Source organism: Cellulosimicrobium sp. BMG9.23 (assembly GCF_059159985.1).
Genome location: NZ_JBZGBZ010000010.1, coordinates 207701 through 233070 on the forward strand (window position 1 = coordinate 207701; position 25370 = coordinate 233070).

At 73.8% G+C, this 25370-nt stretch carries 24 protein-coding genes and 1 riboswitch; of the genes, 20 read left to right on the forward strand and 4 right to left on the reverse strand.

Going from position 1 to position 25370, the window contains the following annotated elements; translation table 11 throughout:
- The first annotated feature begins 22 nt into the window (after nt 1-22).
- The 9 genes from infC to AC4H2G_RS18670 all read left to right on the forward strand — a co-directional run bounded on the left by infC (nt 23) and on the right by AC4H2G_RS18670 (nt 9009).
- A complete protein-coding gene (infC, locus tag AC4H2G_RS18630; RefSeq protein WP_494367251.1) occupies nt 23-1045 on the forward strand; it encodes a translation initiation factor IF-3 in 1023 nt (340 codons plus the stop codon).
- A gap of 108 nt (nt 1046-1153) precedes the next feature.
- A complete protein-coding gene (rpmI, locus tag AC4H2G_RS18635; protein WP_108051433.1) occupies nt 1154-1348 on the forward strand; it encodes a 50S ribosomal protein L35 in 195 nt (64 codons plus the stop codon).
- Between the two features lie 69 nt (nt 1349-1417).
- Entirely contained in the window at nt 1418-1804 is a 387-nt protein-coding gene (rplT, locus tag AC4H2G_RS18640; RefSeq protein ID WP_494367220.1) for a 50S ribosomal protein L20, read from the forward strand.
- Between the two features lie 32 nt (nt 1805-1836).
- On the forward strand, nt 1837-2730 hold the full coding sequence (locus AC4H2G_RS18645) for a TrmH family RNA methyltransferase (protein ID WP_494367221.1): 894 nt from the start codon (nt 1837-1839) through the stop codon (nt 2728-2730).
- On the forward strand, nt 2727-3383 hold the full coding sequence (gene thpR / locus AC4H2G_RS18650) for an RNA 2',3'-cyclic phosphodiesterase (RefSeq protein WP_494367222.1): 657 nt from the start codon (nt 2727-2729) through the stop codon (nt 3381-3383). Before AC4H2G_RS18645 ends, thpR begins: the two co-directional genes overlap by 4 nt.
- Before the next feature lie 250 nt (nt 3384-3633).
- The gene (gene pheS, locus AC4H2G_RS18655; protein WP_494367223.1) at nt 3634-4725 is read left to right on the forward strand and encodes a phenylalanine--tRNA ligase subunit alpha; all 1092 of its coding nucleotides are present in this window, start codon (nt 3634-3636) and stop codon (nt 4723-4725) included.
- Complete coding sequence (gene pheT, locus AC4H2G_RS18660) at nt 4725-7319, forward strand: phenylalanine--tRNA ligase subunit beta (protein WP_494367224.1); 2595 nt, start codon at nt 4725-4727, stop codon at nt 7317-7319. Before pheS ends, pheT begins: the two co-directional genes overlap by 1 nt.
- On the forward strand, nt 7316-8206 hold the full coding sequence (locus AC4H2G_RS18665) for an SDR family NAD(P)-dependent oxidoreductase (protein ID WP_494367225.1): 891 nt from the start codon (nt 7316-7318) through the stop codon (nt 8204-8206). The genes pheT and AC4H2G_RS18665 overlap by 4 nt, the downstream gene beginning before the upstream one ends.
- 134 nt (nt 8207-8340) lie before the next feature.
- The gene (locus tag AC4H2G_RS18670) at nt 8341-9009 is read left to right on the forward strand and encodes a YceI family protein (protein ID WP_494367226.1); all 669 of its coding nucleotides are present in this window, start codon (nt 8341-8343) and stop codon (nt 9007-9009) included.
- A gap of 39 nt (nt 9010-9048) precedes the next feature.
- Here AC4H2G_RS18670 and purN read toward each other — a convergent pair whose 3' ends face one another.
- Both purN and AC4H2G_RS18680 read right to left on the reverse strand, forming a co-directional pair.
- A complete protein-coding gene (purN, locus tag AC4H2G_RS18675; protein WP_494367227.1) occupies nt 9049-9624 on the reverse strand; it encodes a phosphoribosylglycinamide formyltransferase in 576 nt (191 codons plus the stop codon).
- A 66-nt stretch (nt 9625-9690) separates the two neighbouring features.
- Nucleotides 9691-11118: an RNA-guided endonuclease TnpB family protein gene (locus tag AC4H2G_RS18680; RefSeq protein ID WP_494367228.1), complete on the reverse strand. Its 1428-nt coding sequence runs from the start codon at nt 11116-11118 to the stop codon at nt 9691-9693.
- A gap of 441 nt (nt 11119-11559) precedes the next feature.
- Nucleotides 11560-11654: riboswitch (TPP riboswitch) on the forward strand.
- On the opposite strand from AC4H2G_RS18680, the gene thiD reads away from it, so the two are divergent.
- Nucleotides 11646-12698, forward strand: coding sequence for a bifunctional hydroxymethylpyrimidine kinase/phosphomethylpyrimidine kinase (thiD, locus tag AC4H2G_RS18685; RefSeq protein WP_494367229.1), 1053 nt, complete (start codon nt 11646-11648; stop codon nt 12696-12698). Its footprint overlaps the riboswitch before it by 9 nt.
- On the opposite strand, the gene AC4H2G_RS18690 is transcribed toward thiD, so the two are convergent.
- Together AC4H2G_RS18690 and AC4H2G_RS18695 are read right to left on the reverse strand one after the other, a co-directional pair.
- Nucleotides 12665-12943, reverse strand: coding sequence for a hypothetical protein (locus AC4H2G_RS18690; protein ID WP_494367230.1), 279 nt, complete (start codon nt 12941-12943; stop codon nt 12665-12667). The two genes, thiD and AC4H2G_RS18690, sit on opposite strands and share 34 nt — an antisense overlap.
- Nucleotides 12940-13959 (reverse strand): quinone oxidoreductase family protein, encoded by a 1020-nt coding sequence (locus AC4H2G_RS18695; RefSeq protein ID WP_494367231.1) that lies wholly within the window; start codon nt 13957-13959, stop codon nt 12940-12942. The genes AC4H2G_RS18690 and AC4H2G_RS18695 overlap by 4 nt, the downstream gene beginning before the upstream one ends.
- 556 nt (nt 13960-14515) lie before the next feature.
- Between AC4H2G_RS18695 and argC the strand changes: the two genes are divergently transcribed.
- The 10 genes from argC to tyrS all read left to right on the forward strand — a co-directional run bounded on the left by argC (nt 14516) and on the right by tyrS (nt 24968).
- Complete coding sequence (gene argC, locus AC4H2G_RS18700) at nt 14516-15610, forward strand: N-acetyl-gamma-glutamyl-phosphate reductase (protein ID WP_494367232.1); 1095 nt, start codon at nt 14516-14518, stop codon at nt 15608-15610.
- Nucleotides 15607-16818 carry a bifunctional glutamate N-acetyltransferase/amino-acid acetyltransferase ArgJ gene (gene argJ, locus AC4H2G_RS18705; protein ID WP_494367233.1) on the forward strand — a complete coding sequence of 404 codons (1212 nt, stop codon included), beginning with the start codon at nt 15607-15609 and terminating at the stop codon, nt 16816-16818. The genes argC and argJ overlap by 4 nt, the downstream gene beginning before the upstream one ends.
- A gap of 20 nt (nt 16819-16838) precedes the next feature.
- Nucleotides 16839-17804 carry an acetylglutamate kinase gene (gene argB / locus AC4H2G_RS18710; RefSeq protein ID WP_494367252.1) on the forward strand — a complete coding sequence of 322 codons (966 nt, stop codon included), beginning with the start codon at nt 16839-16841 and terminating at the stop codon, nt 17802-17804.
- Nucleotides 17801-19114, forward strand: a complete 1314-nt coding sequence (locus AC4H2G_RS18715) for an acetylornithine transaminase (RefSeq protein WP_494367234.1) — start codon at nt 17801-17803, stop codon at nt 19112-19114. Before argB ends, AC4H2G_RS18715 begins: the two co-directional genes overlap by 4 nt.
- A 2-nt stretch (nt 19115-19116) precedes the next feature.
- Entirely contained in the window at nt 19117-20061 is a 945-nt protein-coding gene (gene argF, locus AC4H2G_RS18720) for an ornithine carbamoyltransferase (RefSeq protein ID WP_494367235.1), read from the forward strand.
- Between the two features lie 14 nt (nt 20062-20075).
- On the forward strand, nt 20076-20612 hold the full coding sequence (locus tag AC4H2G_RS18725) for an arginine repressor (protein ID WP_494367253.1): 537 nt from the start codon (nt 20076-20078) through the stop codon (nt 20610-20612).
- 66 nt (nt 20613-20678) lie between these two features.
- Complete coding sequence (argH, locus tag AC4H2G_RS18730) at nt 20679-22157, forward strand: argininosuccinate lyase (RefSeq protein ID WP_494367236.1); 1479 nt, start codon at nt 20679-20681, stop codon at nt 22155-22157.
- 22 nt (nt 22158-22179) lie between these two features.
- The gene (locus tag AC4H2G_RS18735) at nt 22180-22815 is read left to right on the forward strand and encodes a uridine kinase family protein (protein WP_494367237.1); all 636 of its coding nucleotides are present in this window, start codon (nt 22180-22182) and stop codon (nt 22813-22815) included.
- 48 nt (nt 22816-22863) lie between these two features.
- Nucleotides 22864-23559 carry a DNA-3-methyladenine glycosylase gene (locus AC4H2G_RS18740; protein ID WP_494367238.1) on the forward strand — a complete coding sequence of 232 codons (696 nt, stop codon included), beginning with the start codon at nt 22864-22866 and terminating at the stop codon, nt 23557-23559.
- 146 nt (nt 23560-23705) lie between these two features.
- Nucleotides 23706-24968, forward strand: a complete 1263-nt coding sequence (gene tyrS / locus AC4H2G_RS18745) for a tyrosine--tRNA ligase (protein ID WP_494367239.1) — start codon at nt 23706-23708, stop codon at nt 24966-24968.
- The last annotated feature ends 402 nt before the right edge of the window (nt 24969-25370 follow it).

A 25370-nucleotide genomic window follows, 5' to 3' on the forward strand; every position in this document is an offset into this window, starting at 1 on the left:
CCGCGTCCCCGAGGTCCGACTCATCGGTCCTGGCGGGGAGCAGGTCGGCGTCGTCCGCACCGAGGTTGCCCTGAGCCTTGCCCAGGACGCGGACCTCGACCTGGTCGAGGTCGCCCCGGACGCCCGCCCGCCCGTCTGCAAGCTCATGGACTTCGGCAAGTTCAAGTACGAGTCGGACATGAAGGCGCGCGAGGCGCGGCGGAACCAGGCGAACACGGTCCTCAAGGAGATCCGTTTCCGGCTGAAGATCGACCCGCACGACTACGGCACCAAGAAGGGCCACGTCGAGCGGTTCCTCTCCGCCGGCGACAAGGTCAAGGTCATGATCATGTTCCGCGGCCGTGAGCAGTCCCGCCCCGAGATGGGCGTGCGCCTGCTGCAGCGCCTCGCGGAAGACGTCTCGGAGCTGGGCTTCGTCGAGTCGATGCCCAAGCAGGACGGGCGCAACATGACGATGGTGCTCGGCCCGGTGAAGAAGAAGGCCGACGCCAAGAGCGAGCAGCGCAAGCGCGCCCAGGAGGCCGAGCCGCGGCTGACGAAGTCTGCGCAGCGCGCTGCTCAGCGCGAGCCGGACGGCCCCGAGGATGACGCGCCGGAGGTCGAGCAGGACGCCCAGGACCTGAGCCCGGTCACGGAGGAGTCCGTCGCCGAGACCCCCGTCGCAGAGCCTGTCGTCGAGACGCCCGCGGACGCGCCGGTCGAGACCGCGGCTGCTGCGGAGGCTCCCGCCCCGGCGAAGGCTCCCGCGCCGCCCAAGGCCTCCGCTCCGGCGAAGGCCCCGGCCCCCGCCAGGGCGCCCGCTGCGCAGCGTCCGCGGGCGCAGTCCGCGGAGCGTCCTCGGACACAGTCTGCGGAGCGTCCTCGGACACAGTCTGCGGAGCGTCCTCGGGCCCAGTCCGCGGAGCCGGTACGCCCGGCCGCGCCGCGGCCCGCCGCGGCTCCGGCGGAGTCCGGCACGGCGAAGCCCGCGGTGCCGCGACCGGCTCCCAAGCCGGGCGCCCCGCGCCCCGCGCCGAAGCCCGCCCCTCGCGGCAAGGCCGGCTGACGGCCGGCCCATCGACCGAAACTGCTCGGGGTCCGGACCCACCGGCCCGGACCCGAACACGTCGGCCACCGCGAGGTGGCTGACCGGACACAAGGAGACACGGCAGCCATGCCGAAGAACAAGACGCACTCGGGTGCCAAGAAGCGCTTCCGCATCACGGGTACCGGCAAGGTCATGCGCGAGCAGGCCAACGCTCGACACCTGCTCGAGCACAAGGCGACCAAGCGCAAGCGCCGCCTCGCCCAGGACCAGGTGGTCTCGCCCGCCGACGTCAAGTCCATCAAGAAGCTGCTCGGCAAGTGACCCGGTCGCGGTGACGACACCCCGTCGCCGACCGGCTCACCCTGAGCCCCCAACTGCAAGGAGCATCACGTGGCACGCGTGAAGCGGGCGGTCAACGCCCAGAAGAAGCGCCGTACGACCCTCGAGCGCGCAGCGGGCTACCGCGGCCAGCGCTCGCGCCTCTACCGCAAGGCGAAGGAGCAGGTCACCCACTCCCTCGTCTACTCCTACCGTGACCGCAAGGCGCGCAAGGGCGACTTCCGCAAGCTGTGGATCCAGCGCATCAACGCGGCGTCGCGCGCCCAGGGCCTGACGTACAACCGCCTCATCCAGGGCCTCAAGGCCGCGGGTGTCGAGGTCGACCGTCGCCTGCTCGCGGAGCTCGCGGTCAACGACGTGGCGGCGTTCAACGCGCTCGTCCAGGTCGCGAAGGACGCGCTCCCCGAGGACGTCAACGCGCCGAAGGCCGCGGCCTGAGCATCCGCACCGACGCCACGGACGCCCGGCAGGTGCCCGATCCCCTCGACCCCACGCTGACGAACCCTCGCAGCGACCGGGTCCGGGCGGTCAGGGCCCTGGCCGGGCGTTCGGCGCGTTCACGGCACGGTCAGCTTCTCGTCGAGGGTCCTCAGGCCGTCCGGGAGGCGGTCCGGCATGCCGCGGAGCGCGTCCGCGACCTCTACGTGACGCCGTCCGCGGCGGGTCGCTATGTCGAGATCTTCGCGGACGCCCGTGACGCGGGGTTGCACGTCCACGTGGGCACCCCGGAGGTGCTCGCGGCGATGAGCCCGGACGCACAGGGTGTGCTCGCGGTCGTGCGCGAGGAGCGTCCCGGTCTGGATGACGCGCTCGCGGCAGCCTCGAGCGGCGCCGCCGGGCCGTTGCTGGTCGCGGTCCTCGCGACGGTCCGTGACCCGGGCAACGCCGGGACCGTGATCCGTGCCGCGGACGCGGCCGGGGCGGACCTGGTCGTCCTCGCGGGCGACAGCGTGGACGTGCACAACCCCAAGGTGGTGCGCTCGACGGCGGGTTCGCTGTTCCACCTCCCCGTCGTCTCGGGCGTCGCGCTCGACGAGACGGTCCTCGCCCTCCGCGCGGCCGGTCTGCTCGTCCTCGCCGCCGACGGTGCGGGGGACCACGATCTCGACGACCTCCTCGACACCGCGGGCGCAGAGCGCGCCGGTGGTCCCGACCGCGGCGCCCCAGGTCTCCCGGACCTGGCGCGGCCCACCGCGTGGGTGTTCGGGAACGAGGCATGGGGGCTCCCGGAGCAGGACCGTGCGCTCGCGGACGCGGTCGTCCGCGTCCCGATCCGCGGCCGGGCGGAGTCGCTCAACCTCGCGACCGCGGCCACCGTATGCCTCTACGCGTCGGGCCGCGCCCACCGCGGGGCGCGTCGGTGAGGATCTTCGCCGCGCTGTATCCCGACGTCGCCGCGTGCGACCACCTCGACCTGGCGCTCGGGGCGGTGCGTGCGCAGGAGTCGCTCCGGCCCGACGGCGCGCCGCTCGTGCGCTGGACGCCGCGCGAGCTGTGGCACCTCACGGTCTCGTTCTACGGCGAGGTGGCCGACGGCGCAGTCCCCGAGCTCGTCGAAGCCCTCACCGAGGTGGCCGACGCCACGCCCCCGCTCGAGCTCAGCCTGCACGGGGCGGGCGTCTTCGACCGGCGCGTGCTGTGGGTGGGCGTGGGCGGACCTCGCGCAGACCTCGACCACCTGCGCGCCCTGAGCGCCGCGGCCGCGGACGCCGGCTCGGCGGTCGGCGTGCACGTCGACCGCCGCCCGCGCCAGCGCGCGCACCTCACCATCGCCCGGGCGGCCCCCGGGGCGCGCCAGGCGGACCGCCGCGCCGGGCGACGCGGGCGACCCGCCGGACCGACGCTGCGGGACGCGCTCGAGGCGCCGTCCGCAGCGCTCGCCGTCTACGACGGGCCCCGCTGGCAGGCGACGCGGCTCGCCGTCGTCGCCTCGGATCTTGGTGCCGGCCGGCCGGTGCACCACGAGATCGCAAGCCTGCCCTTCGCCGTCGGGGCAGGGCCGGTCGTGCGAGGATGACTGCGCGAGCTGATCGTCGATCTTCAGGGCCCGTCACAGGCCCGTCACAGGCCCGTCACGGGCCCGCGCTGCTGACGCGCCGTCACGCCTCCTGACCGGGACGTGGACGGGACCGAGAGGTCCGGGCACCGACGGGCGCCCTAGAATGTCGCGGACGCGCTCGGCGTGTCCGCGCGTCCGGCCCTCGTGACGCGCCCGTGGGCCCTCACACCGTCCCGCCAGCTGTCCAGCCACCGCCAGGAAGGCTCGTATGTCCAGCCCTGACGCCGTCGCCACCCACGACGGACCCCCCACCGACGCGCCGTCGCCGCTCGACGCCGACGCCCTGCAGCGCGCGCTCGACGCCGCGCTCACTGCCGTCGCCGCGGCGACCGACCTCGAGGCCCTCAAGGCCGTGCGCACCGAGCACGCCGGCGACCGCAGCGCGCTCGCGCTCGCGAACCGGCAGATCGGGTCGCTCGCTCCCGAGGACAAGAAGACCGCCGGTCGTCTCCTCGGCCCGCTCCGTGGTCGCCTGAACCAGGCGGTCGCCGCACGTCAGGTCGAGCTCGAGACGGAGCGCGACGAGCGCGTCCTCGTCGAGGAGGCCGTCGACGTCACGCTGCCCACCGACCGCGCGGCGCGCGGGGCACGCCACCCGCTCGAGACGCTGCAGGAGCGCGTCGCCGACTTCTTCGTCGGCCTCGGCTGGGAGATCGCCGACGGCCCGGAGGTCGAGGCGGAGTGGTTCAACTTCGACGCCCTGAACTTCGGTCCCGACCACCCGGCGCGTCAGATGCAGGACACGTTCTACGTCGCGGGCGCGGGCGACGAGCCGTCGAACCTCGTCCTGCGCACCCACACGTCGCCCGTTCAGGCACGCTCGCTCCTCGCGCGCGGCGTACCCCTGTACGTCGCGTGCCCGGGCAAGGTGTTCCGCACCGACGCGCTCGACGCGACGCACACGCCCGTCTTCCACCAGGTCGAGGGCATCGCGGTCGACGAGGGCCTGACGATGGCGAACCTCCTGGGCACGCTCGACGCGTTCGCGCAGGCCATGTTCGGCCCGGAGGCGCGCACACGCCTGCGCCCGAGCTTCTTCCCGTTCACCGAGCCGAGCGCCGAGATGGACCTGTGGTTCCCGCAGAAGAAGGGCGGGCCGGGCTGGATCGAGTGGGGCGGCTGCGGGATGGTCAACCCGAACGTGCTGCGCGCGGCGGGCATCGACCCGGACGTCTACTCGGGCTTCGCGTTCGGCATGGGCATCGAGCGCACGCTCATGCTGCGCCACGAGATCGCGGACATGCACGACATGGTGGAGGGCGACGTGCGCTTCTCCGCCCAGCTCGGAAGGGGCGTCTGATGCCGTACGTCGACCTGGACTGGCTCGGCGACCACGTCGAGCTCCCTGCCGGCCTCGCGGCCGAGCAGCTCGCCGCCGATCTCGTGCGCGTCGGGCTCGAGGAGGAGGAGGTCCACGGCGCCGCCGTGACCGGTCCTCTCGTCGTCGGGCGCGTGCTCGGCCTGACGCCCGAGCCGCAGAAGAACGGCAAGAAGATCAACTGGTGCCAGGTGGACGTCGGCGCGCACAACGTCGACGGCGTCCCGGCGTCCGAGGGCGGCGAGCCGCGCGGCATCGTGTGCGGGGCGCACAACTTCGGCGAGGGCGACCTCGTCGTCGTCGCGCTCCCGGGCGCCGTGCTGCCCGGGCCGTTCGCCATCGCGAGCCGCAAGACGTACGGCCACGTGTCCGACGGCATGATCTGCTCGCAGCGCGAGCTCGGGCTGGGCGAGGACCACGACGGCATCATCGTGCTCCCGCGCCTCGGCTTCGCGGAAGCCGACCTCACCCCGGGCCAGGACGCCGTCGCGCTCCTGGGCCTGGGGAACGAGGTGCTCGAGATCAACGTCACCCCGGACCGTGGGTACGCGTTCTCCTACCGCGGGGTCGCGCGCGAGTACGCGCACTCGACCGGCGCGCGCTTCACCGACCGCGGTCTCGCCGCCTCGCTCCCGACGCCGCCTCCGGCCGCGACCCCCGACGGGTTCCCCGTGGAGGTCGACGACGCGGCACCGGTCCACGGCGTCGACGGGTGCGACCGCTTCGTCACGCGGGTCGTGCGCGGCCTCGACCCGGCCTCCACCACGCCCGCGTGGATGCAGCGCCGCCTCACGGCGTCGGGCATGCGGCCCATCTCGCTCGCGGTCGACGTGACGAACTACGTCATGCTCGACCTCGGTCAGCCGCTGCACGCCTACGACCTCACGCAGGTCTCCGGCCCGATCGTGGTCCGCCGCGCGGAGGCGGGGGAGCGGCTGGTGACGCTCGACGACGTGGACCGCGCGCTCGACGCCGAGGACCTGCTCATCACGGACTCGCCCGACGGCGCCCGCGGCTCGCGGGTCCTCGGCCTCGCCGGGGTCATGGGCGGGGCGTCCTCGGAGGTCGGCCCGACGACGACGGACGTCCTCGTCGAGGCCGCGCACTTCGACCCCGTGTCCGTCGCGCGCACGTCGCGCCGGCACAAGCTGTCGAGCGAGGCGGCGAAGCGGTTCGAGCGCGGCGTCGACCCGCGCCTGCCTGCGGTCGCCGCGCAGCGCGTCGTCGACCTGCTCGTCCAGCACGGCGGCGGGACCGCCGACCCGGCGGTCTCGGACCTCGACCGCGTGCCCGCACCGGCGTCGGTGCGCCTGCTGGTCTCGGAGCCGGAGCGGCTCGTCGGCGTGCCCTACTCGCTCGAGCAGGTCGTGGGCACGCTGGGCGCGCTGGGCTGCGCCGTCGCGGACGAGCCGTCGTCCGACGGTGCGGACGTCCTCGTGGTCACGCCCCCGTCGTGGCGGCCCGACCTCACCGGCTCGGCGGAGCTGGTGGAGGAGGTCGCGCGGCTCGTCGGCTACGACAAGATCCCGTCGGTGCTGCCGAAGGCGCCCGGCGGCCGGGGCCTGACCCGCGAGCAGGCGGTCCGTCGCTCGGTGGCCCGTGGCCTCGCCGAGGCGGGCTTCGTCGAGACGCTCAGCTACCCCTTCGTCGGGACGGCCGAGCTCGACGCGCTGCGCCTGCCCGCCGCCGACGAGCGCCGTCGTGCGCTGCGACTGGTCAACCCGCTCGCCGACGACCGGCCGCTGATGCGCACCGACCTGCTCACGACGCTCCTGGAGACCGCGCGCCGCAACGTCGGTCGTGGGATGACGGATCTCGCGGTGTTCGAGACCGGGCTGGTGACGCGTCCGCGCGCCGACGCCCCGGCTGCGCCCTCGCTCCCGCCGGGCGTGCGTCCGACGGACGACGAGCTCGCGGCGCTCGCGGCCGCGGTGCCGGACCAGCCGCGCCACGTGGCAGGCGTGCTCGTCGGCCGGCGCGAGCGCGCCGGCTGGTGGGGCGAAGGGCGTGCCGCCGACTGGACCGACGCGCTCGACGCCGCCCGGCTCGTCGCCGAGCACGTCGGGGCCGAGGTCGTCGTGAGCGCCGACACCGACCGCGCGCCGTGGCACCCGGGCCGCTGTGCGCGGCTCGCGCTCGCCGACGGGACGGTCGTCGGGCATGCGGGTGAGCTGCACCCGAAGGCGCTCGAGAACCTCGGGCTGCCCGCGCGGTCGGTCGCGTTCGAGGTCGATCTCACCGCGCTCCTCGCGGGGTCGAGCGCGGAGCCGCTCGCGGCGACGCCGGTCTCGACGTATCCCGCCGCGAAGGAGGACCTCGCTTTCGTCGTGAGCGCCGACGTGACGGCCGAGGCACTGCGCTCGGCGGTCGCCGACGGCGCGGGCGAGCTCCTCGAGGACCTGACCCTCTTCGACGTCTTCACCGGGGAGCAGATCGGCGCGCGCCGCAAGTCGCTCGCGTTCTCGCTCCGGCTGCGCGCAGCCGACCGGACGCTCACGGCCGACGACGTCGCGCGCGTCCGTGCCGGGGCCGTCGAGGCGGCACGCGAGCGCGTCGGGGCGGAGCTGCGGGCATGAGCACCGGCACCCCCGCCGACGCAGGTGTGGCGGGAGGGCCCGTCGCGTCCGCGCGCACGGCGCTGGTCACCGGGGCGTCGCGCGGCATCGGCCGCGCGATCGCCGTCGGCCTGGCTGGTGCGGGGCTCGACGTCGCGCTGCTCGCTCGGGACGCCCCTCGGCTCCGGGACGTGGCGGAAGAGATCACGGCCGCGGGCGCCGGGCGCGCCGTCCTCGTGACGGCGGACGTCACCGACGCCGGGGCGGTGTCCGCGGCCGTCGCCGCGGCGGAGGCGGAGATCGGCGGGATCGACCTGCTCGTCAACAACGCGGGCCGGGTCGACGCCGAGGTGCCGCTGTGGGAGGCCGACCCCGACGAGTGGTGGGCGATCCTCGAGACGAACGTCCGCGGGCCGTTCCTTCTCGCCCGGGCCGTCGTCCCGGGCATGCTCGCCCGGGGCGGTGGCCGCGTCGTCGACCTCAACAGCGGCGCGGGCTCGCACGACATGGTCGGCGCGAGCGCGTACAACGCGAGCAAGACGGCGCTCCTGCGCCTCGGCGCGAACCTGCACCGCTCCGGGTACGACCGCGGGCTGCGCACGTTCGAGGTCGCGCCCGGCGTCGTGCAGACCGACATGACGGGCTCGATGGTCATGCACCGGGGCCGGACGGAGTGGACGCCGGTCGAGCGCACGGTCGAGATGGTGGTCGCGATCGCCGGGGGCGGGCTGGACGCGTTCTCGGGGTCGTTCGTCCGCGTCACGCACGACTCACCGGAATCGCTGCGGGCCGCGCTCGAGCTGGCGGCCGGCGACGGGCGTGCGGTGCCCGGCCCGGACGGTCGCCGGCTGCGCGTGACCCGCTGGGGCGACGACGACCCGATGCCCGGCGAGCTGCCCCGCCGCTGAGCGATGTCGTTGTACTCAACGTCACGCCCCCATTAGTTGAATGTTCACCTAACAATCCGGGATGCTGGACACCTGACCAGGACCGAGCGGACGGCGCGGTCGCGGTTCGACCACAGCAGCCCGGAGGGCGACGGATGACCACGACACGACCGGTCCGCCAGTGGAACGGCATGACCGTTCCTGACGCGGGGACGTACGTCCTCGACGAGGCGCACAAGCGAGTGGGCTTCGCGGGGCAGCACATGATGGTCTCGCCGGTGCGGGGCGAGTTCACGCGGGCGAGCGCGACGATCCTCGTCGGGCAGGACCCGCTCGCCTCGGCCGTGTCGGCGACCATCGAGTCCGCGAGCCTCACGACCCACAACGCCGACCGGGACGTGCACCTGCACAGCGCCGACTTCCTGGACGTCGAGACCTACCCGACGCTCGAGTTCCGCAGCACGGGCGTCCGCTGGCAGGGGAGCCAGGACGACGCCATCCTCGCCTGGGCACGGCTGCGCAACCGGTCGCCGGAGCGGGCGACCGTCGCCGCCGACCGCGTCGCACCGGCCGAGGCCGGGCACTTCATCGTGAGCGGGCTGCTGACGATCCGCGACGTCACGCACCCGATCGACCTGACGATGCGCTACGGGGGCGCGCGTCGCGACCCGTACGGCCGCGACATCTTCGGCTTCCACGCCACGGGCGAGTTCGACCGCGAGGCCTACGGGCTCGTGTGGAACGTGATCCTCGAGACCGGCGGGATCCTCGTCGGCAAGAAGGTGTCGCTCGAGATCGCGGGCGAGGCGATCCACCAGGAGTGAGGGAGTGCGCCGGACCCGCCAGCGAGCAGGTCCGCGATCTCACAGGGCGGCGAGCGTCTCGACGAGGAGCGTCTTCTCCGCCGCCCTGACGCGCGCCCCCAGCGTCTCGACGGTGTCGTCCGGTGCGACGCTCACCTCGGTCCGGGCCAGCACCGGCCCTTCGTCGTACCGCGCCGTCACGACGTGCACGCTCGCGCCGGTGACCGTCACGCCCGCGTCGAGGACGGCGCGGTGCACCCGGTCGCCGTACATCCCCTGTCCGCCGAACGCCGGGAGCAGGGCGGGGTGGGTGTTGAGCACACGCCCGTCGAACGCAGCGAGCGTGAGCGGACCGAGCTTCTTCATGTACCCGGTCAGCACCACGTGGGTGGCACCGTGCGCCCGCAGGGTCTCGAGCACGGCACGGTCGAGGTCACCTGCGTCCGGGTGTGTCACCGCGGACAGGTGCCGTGTCGGCACCCCGCGCTCCGACGCCCGCGCCAGCACGGGAGCGCCGCTGTTGTTCCCTATCAGGACGACGACGTCGCCGGCGACGTCCCCGGTGCGGCACGCGTCCATCAACGCTGCCGCGGTGGTGCCTGTACCGGACGCGAGCAGGGCGAGGCGCAGGGTCACGCCCGCAGTCTAAAGCCTGTCGAGCAACCTCGGTGAGGGTGTCGGCAGCGTCCTTCTCGGACGTCCCTATGCCGCTGTGGCGGTGCGGGTTCCCACGTCATTCGGGCTGGTTTCGTCGGCGCGTGTGCGTCGGCCAGAGCCTTCCCGTCGGTGGGCGTTGGTGACCTGGCCTCGTGCTTCGGGGTCCAGGACCTGGGAGAAGTTGCGCTCGCCCCAGGTGGCGAGGTTGACCGCGGCGTTCAGGTCACGATCGATCGTCAGCCCGCAGATCTCGCAGCCGAAGACGCGGTCGGCGAGGGTGAGCGCGGTCTTGACATCTCCGCACGCGGAGCAGGTCTTCGACGACGGGAACCACCGGTCCGCGATCAGGACTCGCCCACCACGCCAGGACGCCTTGTAGGTGATCTGGCGCGCGAGCTCGCCCCAGGCCGCGTCCGCGATGGCGGCGGCGAGGTGGTGGTTGGCGAGCATCCCGTGGATGTTCAGGTCTTCGATGACGAGCCGGTCGTGGGTCTGGACCAACGTGTTGGTGACCTGGTGCAGGAAGTGGTGTCGGCGGGCACGGACCCGCTCGTGATGACGTGCGAGCCGGCGCACGGCAGCCCGCCGGTTCGCGGAGCCTTTGACCTTGCGGGAAACGGCCTTGCTCAACCGCCGGGTGACCGGCTGCGCCGCTCGCAGGGCTCTCGGTGCCACGTCGACGCGGAACATCTCTTCGCCGTCGCTGGTTGCGGCGACGACGGGTGCGTGCAGGCCGCGGTCCACACCGACCCACCCACCGCGGTCGGCGTCGTCGCGCTGCTGATGGCGGGCGACGGGGTGCAGGTCGCACGCCTTGACGTTCAGCGAGATCCGCCACCTCCCGCCACGGCGCGAGAGGGTCGCGAACAGGATGCGCGCCCGCCCCTTGTTCAGCATGCGGCGCAGCCGGCGGGTGTCGTCGTGCACCTTGATGGTGCCGATGCCGGGCAGGGTCACCGAGCGGGGGCCGTTCTCCCCGAGGCGGATCGTGGCCCGCTCGCTGGCCTTCGTCCTGGAGACCTTGTTGCGTATCCGGAACGAGCCGCGCTCGGGGTTCTTCTTCTTGAACCTGGGGTGGCCGACCGCCCGACCTGCGCGCTTGCCGCGCCGGGAGTCGGTCCACGCCTTCAGGGCCCCGCCGAGGTCGACGACGGCTTCTTCGAACACCTGCGCGGATACGTGCGTGCGCCAGGCAAGGCCCGTCACCTCGACATCGGTCTCACCGGCTGCGTCGACGATGAACCGGCGGCCAGCGTCCTCGGACTTCTTCCACGCGTTGAACGTGTTGATCAGATCAAACCCGGTCCACGGCACCTTCACCGCGCCGTCGTCGTCGGCCGTGATCGTCGCGGCAGCCCTCCTTGAGGCGTTGCGGGCGTCCAGGTGCAGCCGCAGGCCCTGGTTGAATGCGAACCGGGCGCCACCCTCGTGCCGGGCCAGGGCACGCGCTTGTTCCACGGTGGGGTCAGCCATCAGCTGGAACGTCGTATGCCGAGCCACGACGAGCACGCTATCCGTGCCCACCGCCACAAGTCGGTGTGTCCTCCCTGGTCACGAGAGGATCAGCTCCGCGTGAACGTCCGCCCGACGCTCGTACCCGTCCGACCTGACCGAAACCACCTTGGACGCGCACCCGCAACCTCGTCATCTCCGCCCACACCCACGGCGGGCGCCCATGCTGCGAGCACTGGTCACACGAGCACGTCAACGCGTTGCTGTTCGTCGTCGCGACCGGCGTCCCTTCGCGGGCGCTCTCGCACGACTGCACCGTGTCGAGGTCCGCGGCACACAAGCACTTCACGAGCAAGAGGCCAGGCTCACCGCCCACGGTGCGTTGGTGAATGTGTCCCAGACCCAGCTCCTGCTACGCCTACTCGACCGCCGCGGATAGTTGTTCGACAGGCTTAGGATGACGCGAACGACACGGGGTGCCCCGCAGCGGGGCTGAGATCACACCCGTCGAACCTGCTCTGGCTCGTACCAGCGAAGGGATGTCCGCGATGACGCTCGCCTCCACCACGCCCGGCACCCCGCCCGGCACCGCACCCGTGCCCGACGGCGCACCCGGACCTCGCGCGGGCGGGTCGCCCGGGCCCTCGCGGCCGCGCGTCCTGTCGATCGCCGGGACCGACCCGACCGGCGGCGCGGGCATCCAGGCCGACCTCAAGGCGTTCTGCGCGCACGGCGCGTACGGCATGGCGGTGACGACCGCGCTCGTCGCGCAGAACACCCACGGCGTGCGGTCCGTGCACGTCCCCGGGCCGGCCTTCCTCCGGGAGCAGCTCGACGCGGTCTCCGACGACGTCGTGATCGACGCGGTGAAGATCGGCATGGTGGCGGACGCCGCGAACGCGCAGGAGATCGTCGCGTGGCTCGACGACCTGGCCGCGTCGCGACGGTCTCGCGGCGAGCGGGCGCCGTACGTCGTGCTCGACCCGGTCATGGTCGCGACCTCCGGCCACCGGCTCCTCGACGCCGGCGCCGAGCAGGGTGTGCGCGACCTCGCGGCGCGCGCCGACGTCGTGACGCCGAACCTGCCCGAGCTCGCCGTCCTCGCCGGGACGCCGGTCGGGACGACGTGGGACGAGGCGCTCGACCAGGCGCGCGCGTTCGTCGCGGCGAGCGGGACTGCGGTCCTGCTCAAGGGCGGCCACCTCACCGGCGCGACGTCGCCCGACGCGCTCGTGGAGCCCGGCTCGGCCGAGGGCGGCGTGGGTCGGGTGACGACGTTCGACGCCGACCGCGTCGACACGCCGCACACGCACGGCACCGGGTGCTCGCTCTCCGCGGCGCTCGCGGCGCTGCGCCCGCAGCGCGCGGGCTGGCCGGAGGCCGCGCGTGACGCCAAGGAGTGGCTCACCGGCGCGCTGCGCGCGGGGGCGGCGCTGCAGGTCGGGACCGGCCGCGGGCCCGTCGACCACCTGCACGCGACGTCGCCGGTCGCCGAACCGGTCGACGTGCCGGTCGCCGTGCCGGCCAGCGGACCGGTCGACGGACACGGCGCGGGCAGCGCCGGGTCTCAGGCGCGCGCGACCTCGGTCCCGGTCGGGTAGACGCACTCCGTGCCGGGCGGCCACCACCGCCACTGCGAGTCGACCTGGCTCGCGGCGACCCCGTCCGGCCGCTCGGCGACGCACCGGTCGTCGCCCTGCCGGACACCGATCGTCAGGTAGTAGACGACGAGCACCCCGGTGAACAGGACGGCGAGCACCGTCACGGCCCGGCGCAGCGCGGGGGAGGTGCCGCCGTCGGACCCGTCCTCCTCGCCGGGCCGCGCCGGGACCCAGTCCCAGCTCATGCCGGACGGCCCGGAGTGCCGGACGCCGCGGCGTCGGGCACGAGCAGCACCTTGCCGGTCGTGGCACGCCCCTCGAGCGCGCGGTGCGCCTCGGCTGCCTCGGCGAGCGGGAACGTGGCGCCGACGCGCACGTCCAGGGTGCCGCCCGCGACGGCGCCGAGCACCTCCGTCGCACGCTCGACGAGCTCGGTCCGCGTCGCCGTGTGGTCGGAGAGCTTGGGGCGCGTGAGGAAGACCGACCCCGCGGCGTTGAGCCGCTGCGGGTCGAACGCCGGCACCTGGCCGGAGGACCCGCCGAACAGCACGAGCGTCCCGCGGCGGTGCAGCGACGCGAGCGACGCGTCGAACGTGTCCCTGCCGACGGAGTCGTACACGGCGGCGACACCCTCGCCGCCCGTGAGCCCGCGCACGATCTCGGGAAGGTCGTGCGACAGGTCCCCGAGCGCCGTGTACTCGATCACGTGCTCCGCGCCCGCGCCGCGCGCGAGCTCGGCCTTCTCGGGCGTCGAGACCGTCGAGATCACGTGCCCGCCGCGCGCCACGACCATCTGTGTGAGCAGCAGCCCGACCCCGCCGGCGCCCGCGTGCACGAGGACGCGGTCGCCAGGACGGATCGGGTACGACGACGTGCACAGGTAGTGCGCGGTGAGGCCCTGGAGCGCGACGGCGGTCGCGTCCTCGAGCGACACGGCGTCGGGCACGTGCAGCGCCTCGCGCGCCGCGACGACCACGAGGTCCGCGTACGAGCCGGGAGCCTCGGTCCACACGACCCGGTCGCCGACGGCGAAGTCCTCGACCCCGTCCCCGACCGCCACCACGTGGCCGGCGCCCTCACTACCCACGACGTGCGGGTACTCCATCGCGTACACGCCCGCGCGCCTGTACGTGTCGATGAAGTTGACGCCCGCGACCGCCGTGCGGACGAGGAGCTGCCCCGGTCCCGGCGTCGGGTCGGGCAGCTCGCGGTGCTCCAGGACGTCAGGGCCACCCGCCTCGCGGGCCACGATCGCATGCATAGGAGCAGCCTAGGCGGGGCGCGGCGTTGTCGGTCGGGTGGTTGGGTCTCGTGGTCGGGTCTCGTGGCGGGTCTTGTGGTCGGGTGGGGTGGGCGGGGCGGCTGACGTGCTCGGGCTGCCGCGCCGTCACCCCGGTCCGCCGGCTCACGTTCTGGGAGCGCGGCTCTGACGCCCTTCGCACATCACCCGCCCCGCCCGGCGTCGTCTCACCCTTGTCTTGCCACACGCCACACGCCACACGCCAGACGCCGCATGTCGCATGTCGCATGTCGCATGCCGCGCCGCCGCGCCGCCGCGCCGCCGCGCCGTGGTGTCGTCGAAACGGTGACGGTCGGGACGAGCGGTGGGGGCGGACCGTGTGCGAAGGGCGTAGAAGCGCGCGCGAGAAGGTGAGGCGGCAGACCACGGTGACGGCGCGCCAGCCCGAGCGCACGGTGCGACCCCTCCGCGGGCGCAACCAGAGCCCGTCGGCCCGAGCGCACGGCGCGACCCCTCCGCGGACGCAACCGTGAGCGCGCCAGCGAGCACACGCCGCGATGTATAACTATGTATAGTGATGCATATGACGATCACAGTGGCGGTCGCCGGCGCGTCCGGGTACGCGGGCGGGGAGATGCTCCGGCTGCTCGCCGGGCACCCTGACGTGGAGATCGGCGCCGTGACGGCGCACAGCAACGCGGGCACGCTCCTCGGGGCGCACCAGCCGCACCTGCGATCCCTCGCCGACCGTGTGCTGCTGCCGACGACCGTCGAGCACCTGGTGGGACACGACGTCGTCGTGCTCGCGCTGCCGCACGGCGCGTCGGGTGAGATCGCGGCGCTGCTGCCCGACGACGTGCTCGTCCTCGACCTGGGTGCGGACCACCGGCTGGAGTCCGCGACGGACTGGGAGCAGTTCTACGGCTCGGAGCACGCCGGCACGTGGCCCTACGGGCTCCCCGAGCTCCTGCTCACGCAGGACCCCGGCGCGGGCGCCACGGAGACCCGCCAGCGCGAGCGGCTCGCCGGTGCACGACGGATCGCCGTGCCGGGCTGCAACGTCACCGCGGTGACTCTCGGTCTCCAGCCCGGCGTCGCGGCGGGTCTCGTCGACGCGGCCGACGTGGTCGCCGTGCTGGCGGTCGGGTACTCAGGTGCCGGGAAGTCGCTCAAGCCGCACCTGCTCGCGTCGGAAGGGCTCGGGTCCGCCCAGCCGTACGCCGTGGGCGGGAGCCACCGGCACGTCCCGGAGATCGTGCAGAACCTGCGCGCCGCGGGTGCACCGGCGGTGCGGGTCTCGTTCACGCCGACGCTCGTGCCGATGGCGCGCGGGATCCTCGCGACGGTCTCGGCGCCGCTGTCTCGCGACGTCGCAGACCTCGGTCCCGCGGAGATCGACGCGCGGGTGCGCCAGGCGTGGGACGACGCGTACGTGGGGGAGCCGTTCGTGCAGGTCCTGCCCGCGGGGCAGTGGCCGAGCACGGCGATGACGCTCGGTGCCAACACGGCACTTCTCCAGGTCACGGTCGACCACGCCGCGGGCCGCGTCGTGACCGTCACCGCGATCGACAACCTCGTCAAGGGCACCGCGGGCGCCGCGGTGCAGTCCATGAACATCGCGCTCGGCCTGCCGCAGACGGCGGGCCTCACCACCGAGGGAGTGGCCCCGTGACCGTCACGTCGCCCCAGGGTTTTCGGGCCGCCGGCGTCGCCGCCGGGCTCAAGTCGACCGGCGCGCAGGACGTCGCGCTCGTCGTCAACGACGGCCCGCTCGACGTCGCGGCCGCCGTCCTCACGACCAACCGCGTGTTCGCCGCTCCCGTGGCATGGACGCGCCAGGCCGTGAGCGACGGGCGCGCGACCGCCGTCGTGCTCAACTCGGGCGGCGCCAACGCGTGCACCGGGCCCGAGGGCTTCGCCGACACGCACCGCACGGCCGAGCACGTCGCCGACGTGCTGTCCACGTCCGCGGGCGACGTCCTCGTGTGCTCGACGGGCCTCATCGGCGTGCGGCTGCCCATGCCGGAGCTGCTCGCCGGGGTCGACGCGGCGGCCGTCGCGCTCGACGACCCGTCCTCGGCGGCCACGGGCGGGAGCGACGCCGCGCTCGCGATCATGACGACGGACACCGTGCCCAAGACGGTCGAGGTCGTGCGGGAGGGGGCGGCGCCCGGCTCGCTCGACGGCGGCGCGACCTGGTCGGTCGGCGGCATGGCCAAGGGGGCGGGCATGCTGGCGCCGGGGCTCGCGACGATGCTCTCGGTCCTCACGACGGACGCCGTCGTCGACGCCGAGACTGCCGACGCCGCGCTGCGCGCCGCGACCCGGACGACGTTCGACCGGGTCGACTCCGACGGCTGCATGTCCACCAATGACACCGTGATCCTCCTCGCCTCCGGGGCGTCGGGCGTCGCCGTGACGCTCGACGAGCTGACGGACGCGCTCACCGAGGCGTGCGCCTCGCTCGCGCGCCAGCTCGTCGCCGACGCCGAGGGCGCGAGCCACGACGTCGCCGTCACGGTCGTGAACGCTTCCGACGAGGACGCGGCCGTCGCGGTCGCCCGCGCGGTCACGCGCTCGAACCTGTTCAAGACCGCGATCTTCGGCAACGACCCGAACTGGGGCCGCATCGTCTCCGCCGTGGGCACGGTGCCCGAGGACGTCGCGCCCTTCGACGCGCTCGCGCTCGACGTGTCGGTGAACGGCGTCCAGGTGTGCCGCGCGGGGGGCGTCGGCGAGCCGCGCGAGCTCGTCGACCTCGCCGCCGACCGCGAGGTGCGCGTCGAGGTCGACCTGCACGCCGGCTCCGCGACCGCGACCGTCTGGACCAACGACCTCACGCACGACTACGTCCACGAGAACAGCGCGTACTCCTCATGAGCGACCAGACCAGCGAGATCATGACCGAACCGGCGACGGCGGCCACGCCGGGGCTGGTGCCCGCCGACCCCGTCTTCGACACGCGGACGGACCTGCGCCCCGACCAGAAGGCGGAGGTGCTCGTCGAGGCGCTCCCGTGGCTGGAGGAGTACGCCGGCGCGCTCGTCGTCGTGAAGTACGGCGGCAACGCGATGGTCGACGACCGGCTCAAGGCGGCGTTCGCCGAGGACATGGTGTTCCTGCGCCGCGTCGGGCTGCACCCCGTGGTCGTGCACGGCGGCGGGCCGCAGATCTCCGCGATGCTCGGCCGGCTCGGCATCGAGTCGGAGTTCCGCGGCGGGCTGCGCGTCACGACGCCCGAGGCGATGGACGTCGTGCGCATGGTCCTCACGGGCCAGGTGTCGCGCGAGCTCGTCGGGCTGATCAACGCCCACGGCCCGTACGCCGTCGGGCTCTCGGGCGAGGACGGCGGCCTGCTGCAGGCGCAGCGCCGGCACGCCACGGTCGACGGCGAGCCCGTCGACGTCGGCCTCGTGGGCGACGTCGTCGAGGTGCACCCGTCCGCGGTGCAGGACCTGCTCGACGCGGGGCGCATCCCCGTCGTGTCGACCATCGCGCCCGACCTCGAGGACCCGACCCAGGTGCTCAACGTCAACGCGGACACCGCAGCGGCGGCGCTCGCGGTCGCGCTCGGTGCGAAGAAGCTCGTCGTCCTCACGGACGTCGAAGGGCTCTACACCTCGTGGCCGGACAAGGGCTCGCTCGTCGCGCAGATCACGCGGTCGGAGCTCGCGGTGCTCCTGCCGTCCCTCGAGTCGGGCATGGTGCCGAAGATGGAGGCGTGCCTGCGCGCCGTCGAGGGCGGGGTCTCCGCGGCGACCGTCATCGACGGGCGCGTACCCCACTCGCTCCTCATCGAGGTGTTCACGACGCAGGGGAACGGGACCATGGTCGTCCCCGACCCCGTGACAGGGAGTGCCGCATGACGCACGACGGCTCGACGCTCGCGACGGACGCGACCGCCGTCACCGCCACGGGAGGCGTCCTCGACACGACCCCTGGCTCGGTGCAGGAGTGGACCGAGCGCTACTCGCACGCCGTGATGGACACGTTCGGCCCGCCGCAGCGCGTGCTCGTGCGGGGCGAGGGCGCCTACGTCTGGGACGCGGACGGGAAGCGGTACCTCGACCTGCTCGCGGGCATCGCGGTCAACGCGCTCGGCCATGCGCACCCGACCCTGACGGCCGCGGTGAGCGCACAGCTCGGCACGCTCGGGCACGTGTCGAACTTCTTCGGCACGCCGACGCAGATCGCGCTCGCCGAACGCCTGCTCACGCTCTGCGGCGCGCCCGAGGGGTCGCGCGTGTTCTTCACGAACTCGGGGACCGAGGCGAACGAGGCGGCCTTCAAGATGGCGCGCCGCACCGGGAAGCCGCGGGTGCTCGCCCTCCAAGGGGGGTTCCACGGCCGCACCATGGGCGCGCTCGCCCTCACGAGCAAGGCGGCGTACCGCGAGCCGTTCGAGCCGCTCCCGGGCGGCGTCGAGCACGTCGCGTTCGACGACGTCGCGGCGCTCGAGGAGGCGTTCTCCGCCGAGGCGGTCGCGGCGCGCGGCGAGGTCGCGGCGCTCGTCGTCGAGCCCGTCCAGGGCGAGGCGGGCGTGCGCTCCCTCTCGCCCGGCTACCTCGTCGCCGCGCGCGAGCTCACCGCGCAGCACGGGGCGCTGCTCGTCCTCGACGAGGTCCAGACCGGTGTCGGCCGCACCGGGTCCTGGCTCGCGGTCCAGCAGCACGACCTCGGCGGCGGGATCGTGCCCGACGTCGTGACGCTCGCCAAGGGCCTCGGCGGCGGGTTCCCCGTCGGCGCCGTGATCGCGTACGGCGAGCGCGCCGCGACCCTGCTCGGCCGGGGCCAGCACGGCACGACGTTCGGCGGGAACCCTGTCGCCGCGGCGGCCGCCCTGGCGACGCTCGGCGTCATCGAGCGGGACGGGCTCCTCGAGAACGTCCGGACGGTCGGGCAGTCGTTGCGCGACGGCATCACGGCGGCGGGCAACCCGCTCGTCGCCGGTGTGCGGGGACGCGGCCTTCTCCTCGCGATCCTGCTCACGCGGCCCGTCGCGGCCGACGTCGTGCACGCCGCGCTCAAGGCCGGGTTCATCGTCAACGCCGTGGCGCCCGACGCGATCCGGCTCGCCCCGCCGCTCGTCCTCACGCCCGACCAGGCGCGCGACGTCGTCGCGTTCTTCACGGAGCTGAGCCTGCCCGATCCCGAACCGACCGAGACGAGGACCTGACGATGACCCCGGTGGCCCCGCGGCACTTCCTGCGCGACGACGACCTCACGCCCGCCGAGCAGCGCCAGGTCCTGGAGATCGCGCTCGCCTTCCGGGACGACCGCACGTTCCGCCAGCCGCTCGGCGGACCGCAGGCCGTCGCGGTGCTGTTCGACAAGCCGACGCTGCGCACGCAGGTCTCGTTCGCGACAGGGATCGCGGAGCTCGGGGGCTTCCCGCTCGTCGTCGACGGTCGCCTCGCCGGGATCGGCGTGCGCGAGTCGATCGCCGACACGACGCGCGTGCTCGACCGGCAGGTTTCCGCGATCGTCTGGCGCACCCACGGCCAGGACCGCATCGAGGAGATGGCCGGCGTCAGCCGGGTGCCCGTCGTCAACGCCCTGACCGACGACTTCCACCCGTGCCAGATCCTCGCCGACCTCCTCACCGTCGCGCAGCACCGCGGCGGCACGGCGGCGCTGCCCGGCCAGATCCTCGCGTACGTGGGCGACGGCGCGAACAACATGGCGCACTCCTACCTCCTCGGAGGCGCGACCGCCGGGATGCACGTGCGGATCGGCACACCCGAGGGCTACGCACCGGCACCGGCGTTCGTCGCCGACGCGCAGCGGATCGCGGCCGAGACCGGGGGATCTGTCCTCGTCACGGCCGACCCCGTCGAGGCCGTGACCGGGGCCGACGTCGTCGCGACCGACACCTGGGTGTCCATGGGCGACGAGGACGAGGCGGCGCAGCGCGCGCTCCCGTTCGTGCCGTACCAGCTGAACGCCGAGCTGCTGGCGCACGGCGCGGACGACGTGATCGTCCTGCACTGCCTGCCGGCGTACCGGGGCAAGGAGATCACGGCCGAGGTCATCGACGGCCCGCGGTCGGTCGTGTGGGACGAGGCCGAGAACCGGCTGCACGCGCAGAAGGCCCTCATGACGTTCCTCCTGGAGCGGTCGTGACCGAGGGGCGCGAGTTGGACGTCACGGAGCGTGCCGACCCGGCGCACGGCCGGACCGCCACGACGAAGGCGGCGCGTCACGCGCGCATCGCCGAGATCGTGCGCAGGACCGAGATCCACTCGCAGGCGGAGCTGGCCCGGGAGCTCGCGGCCGACGGTCTCACGGTCACGCAGGCGACGCTCTCGCGCGACCTCATCGAGCTCCGCGCCGAGAAGGTGCGCGGCCCCGCGGGGGCGCTCGTGTACGCGGTCCCGGGGGAGGGCGGCGACCGCAGCGTGCAGAGCGCGGAGTCGCCCGAGTACCTCGCGGCACGGCTCGCTCGCCTGTGCTCCGAGATGCTCGTCTCCGCGGAGGCGTCGGCGAACCTCGTCGTCCTGCGCACGCCGCCGGGCGCTGCCAACTACCTCGCCTCGGCGATCGACCACTCGGTCCTGCCGGGAGTCCTCGGGAGCATCGCGGGCGACGACACGATCCTCGTCATCGCGCGCGAGCCGGACGGCGGCGCGGAGCTTGCCCGGCGTTTCCTCGACCTCTCGGGGCCGGGCGCCTGACGTGTCAGCGCCGCGTGCGGTCCTGCCACACTGGACCCCGGACCTCGGCGACGGGGCGCTGAGACCATGAGCGACGACGAAGGAGCGGGCGTGCCCGAGAACGACCACGAGACCGAGACCACGACCGACGGGACCACGACCGAGCGCGTGAGCCTGTGGGGCGGCCGGTTCGCCGGCGGGCCCAGCGACGCGCTCGCGGCGCTGAGCAAGAGCACCCACTTCGACTGGCGCCTCGCCGGGCAGGACATCGCCGGCTCGAAGGCCCACGCCAGCGTCCTGCACGCTGCGCGCCTGCTCGACGACGACGAGCTCGAAGGCATGCACGAGGCGCTCGACCGCCTGCGCGAGGACGTCGCCTCGGGCGCGTTCGTCGCCGCGGACGACGACGAGGACGTGCACACGGCGCTCGAGCGCGGACTCATCGAGCGCGCGGGGCCGGAGCTGGGCGGCAAGCTGCGCGCCGGACGCTCGCGCAACGACCAGATCGCGACGCTCACGCGCATGTACCTGCGCGCCGAGGCCCGCACGATCGCCGGCCTCGTGCTCGACGTCGTCGACGCGCTCGTCGAGCAGGCCGCGAGTCACCCCGGCGCCGCGATGCCCGGCCGCACGCACCTTCAGCACGCGCAGCCCGTGCTGCTCGCGCACCACCTGCTCGCGCACGCCTGGCCGCTGCTGCGCGACGTCGACCGGCTCATCGACTGGGACGTGCGCGCCGCGCGCTCGCCGTACGGGTCGGGGGCGCTCGCGGGCTCGTCGCTCGGGCTCGACCCGGCCGCCGTCGCGGCCGAGCTCGGCTTCGACGGCCCCGTCGAGAACTCGATCGACGGCACCGCGTCGCGCGACGTCGTCGCCGAGTTCGCGTTCGTCGCCGCGATGATCGGGATCGACCTGTCGCGGCTCGCCGAGGAGGTCATCCTCTGGGCGACCAAGGAGTTCGGCTTCGTGCGGCTGCACGACTCGTACTCCACGGGGTCGAGCATCATGCCGCAGAAGAAGAACCCCGACGTCGCGGAGCTCGCGCGCGGCAAGGCGGGCCGCCTCGTCGGCGACCTGACCGGGCTGCTCACCACGCTCAAGGGGCTCCCGCTCGCCTACAACCGCGACCTCCAGGAGGACAAGGAGCCGGTGTTCGACCAGGTCGACACGCTCGAGGTGCTCCTGCCCGCCTTCTCGGGCATGGTCGCGACCCTCACGTTCGACACCGACCGGATGGCGTCGCTCGCGCCGGAGGGCTTCTCGCTCGCGACCGACGTCGCGGAGTGGCTCGTGCGCGAGGGAGTGCCGTTCCGCGTCGCGCACGAGGTCGCGGGGGCGTGCGTCCGGGCGTGCGAGGAGCGGGGGATCGAGCTGTGGGACCTGTCCGACGACGACCTCGCCGCCCTCTCCGAGCACCTCACGCCGGGCGTGCGTGACGTGCTGAGCGTCGAGGGCTCCCTCGCGTCGCGTGATGCCGTGGGCGGCACGGCCCCGGTGCGCGTCGCCGAGCAGCTCGAGGCCGCGAAGGAATGTTCCGCGGAGTACCGGTTCTGGGCGCAGGGCTGAACGTGCTCGTCGGTGGGCGAGCGTGAGCGTCGGTCCGGCAGTCCTCGCGGAGCTCGTCCGCCGGGTGCACGACGCCGGTCCTCGCCTCGTCCCGGCGCCGCGCCCGGATGGGGGATCCGCGCCCGGCGACGCGCCGTCGGGCATTCGGCTCGTGGTCGTCGACGGCCCGGCGGGGTCCGGGAAGACGACGCTCGCGGCCCAGCTCGGTGAGGCGCTGCCCGCGCAGGTGCTGCACATGGACGACCTCTACGAGGGCTGGCGCGGGCTCGAGCCGGCCTGGGGGCGGCTCGACGAGTGGGTGCTCGCGCCGCTCGCCGCCGGACGGCCGGGCCGGTACCGGCGCTTCGACTGGGGCCTCGACGCCTTCGCCGAGTGGCACGACGTGCCGCCCGCGCCGTTCCTCGTCGTCGAGGGGTGCGGTGCGGCACGGCTCGAGGCCGACGAGGTCGCGGCGCTGCGCGTCTGGGTCGAGGCGCCCGACGACGTGCGGCTCCGCCGGGGGCTCGACCGTGACGGCGAGGAGTCGCGCGACCACTGGCTCGCGTGGATGACCGCCGAGCGGGAGCACTACGAGCGCAACCGCACGCGCGAGCGGGCCGACGTGCGCCTCGACGGGTACGGGACGCTCGTCGGGACGACGCCCTCTCCCGGGCGGTGAGCACCGGCCGGAGCCACGGCGTAGATTGCCGACCACGGAGGTGGTGCCATGAACACGGACGCGACGACCCAGACGACCGAGACGGCCCACGGTACGCGCGTCGTCGGGCCGTGGGACGCCCCCGGCCGCGGCTGGTACGCGCGGGACGTGCACGACGTCGCGCGCGACCTGCTCGGTGCGCTGCTCACCCGTCGCAGCCTTGACGGGGACGTCACGCTGCGGATCACCGAGGTCGAGGCGTACGACGGTGAACGAGACCCCGGGTCGCACGCCTTCCGCGGTCGGACCGACCGCAACCGGGCGATGTTCGGGGAACCGGGTCACCTGTACGTCTACCGTCACCTCGGGCTGCACCACTGCGTCAACGTCGTGACCGGCCCCGTCGGGCGCGCGTCGGCGGTGCTGCTCCGGGCGGGCGAGGTGGTCGAGGGCGCCGGGCTGGCACGGGCCCGCCGAGCCGCCGTCGGCCGGTGCGACTCCGACCGACAGATCGCGCGCGGCCCGGCGCGCCTCGCGGTCGCGCTCGACCTGGACCTGCGCCACTACGGCGCAGAGCTCACGGATCCGACGGGCGACCTGGTGATCCACCGGCCGACGGGATTGCTCCGGCCGGCGATCGCCACCGGACCGCGCGTCGGGGTCTCCGGCGAGGGCGGCGACGGCACGCTCTACCCGTGGCGGTACTGGCTCGCGGGCGACGGCACCGTCTCGGCGTTCCGGAAGGTGAGCGCCCGCGCGCGGTGACCCGCGTCGCGCGGTGAGCGGGCGACGTCGGGCACCGCGCACGGAAGGGTGCGCCGCGGCGCGCGGCGACACGGCACACTAGGACGGCGGTCCCCACGGGCCGCTGTGCACGTGCCCGGTCCCGGGCACCGGACGAAGGAGTGATGGTGAGCGACGTTCTCGACGAGCTGCAATGGCGAGGCCTGGTGGCGCAGTCCACCGACGAGGTCGCGCTGCGCGCCGCGCTGGCCGAGGGCCCGATCACCTACTACTGCGGCTTCGACCCGACGGCGCCGAGCCTCCATCACGGTCACCTCGTCCAGCTCGTCGTGCTGCGCCACCTGCAGCTCGCCGGGCACCGCGCAGTGGCTCTGGTCGGCGGCGCGACCGGGATGATCGGCGACCCCCGGCAGTCGGGGGAGCGGGTGCTCAACACGAAGGAGACCGTCGCCGAGTGGACCGAGCGTCTCAAGGCGCAGGTGTCGCGCTTCCTCGACTTCGAGGGCGAGAACCCGGCGCGCCTCGTCAACAACCTCGACTGGATCTCGGAGCTGTCGGCGATCGACTTCCTGCGGGACATCGGCAAGCACTACCGACTCGGGACGATGCTCGCCAAGGACACGGTCGCGCGCCGGCTGCGCTCCGAGGAGGGCATCAGCTTCACGGAGTTCAGCTACCAGATCCTCCAGGGCATCGACTTCCTCGAGCTGAACCGACGCCTCGGCGTCACGCTGCAGACGGGCGGCAACGACCAGTGGGGCAACCTGCTCTCGGGGGTCGAGCTCGTCCGCAAGGCCGAGGGCAAGGCTGTGCACGTGCTCACGACGCCGCTCATCACCAAGGCGGACGGAACCAAGTTCGGCAAGACCGAGGGCGGTGCCGTGTGGCTCGCGCCGGACATGATGAGCCCGTACGCGTTCTACCAGTACTGGTTGAACGCGGCCGACGACGACGTCGTGGGCTGGCTGAAGATCTTCACCTTCCGGTCGCGTGAGGAGATCGCCGAGCTGGAGAGCGCGGTGCGTGAGCGGCCGGGTGCGCGCGAGGCGCAGCGCGCGCTCGCGAACGACGTCACGACGCTCGTCCACGGTGCGGACGCGACCGCTGCGGTCGTCGCCGCGAGCCAGGCGTTGTTCGGTCGCGGGGAGCTCGGGGAGCTCGACGAGCCGACGCTCGGTGCGGCGGTGGCCGAGCTCCCGCGCGCCACGGTGCGAGTGGGCGACCCGGTGGTCGACCTGCTCGTCGGGTCGGGACTCGTCGCCTCGAAGGGCGCCGCCCGGCGGGCGGTCGCGGAGGGCGGCGCGTACGTCAACAACGTCAAGGTCACGGACGCCGACGCCGTCGTGGCGCCGGAGGACCTGCTCCACGGGCGGTACGCGGTGCTGCGTCGGGGCAAGAAGACCTTGGGAGTCGCGGTCGCCAGCAACTGACCCGACCGTCTGTCGAGAGGCTCGGGCTGCGTGTCGGCCCGGGCCTCTCGGCGTGCGGGGGACCGGCAAGTTCGGTGCGCGAGGGCTAGCAGACTGGGTGTGAAGGGCCGGCAGGCCCGGAATCCTGCGGATTTGGCAGGCGGCCGCAGCGCGTGTAGTGTTCTCGACGTTCGCCCGGCAGGGAGGAACGGACACCACGGCGGCTCTCCGGAGCAGGCATGAGGTGGCTGGTCCCCCGGGCGGTCCCCTTCTTCGAACAGACCGGACGCTTCGTGCGCCCTGGACCGTTCGAGGGGCGCTGGGAACCTCTGCTCACCTCGAGCTCGACCGCAAGGACGGGTTGGAGAGCGGGAGAAGGACCTGGTAGGGTTGAGAAGTTGCCCCAAGTGAGGTTGGGCCTGA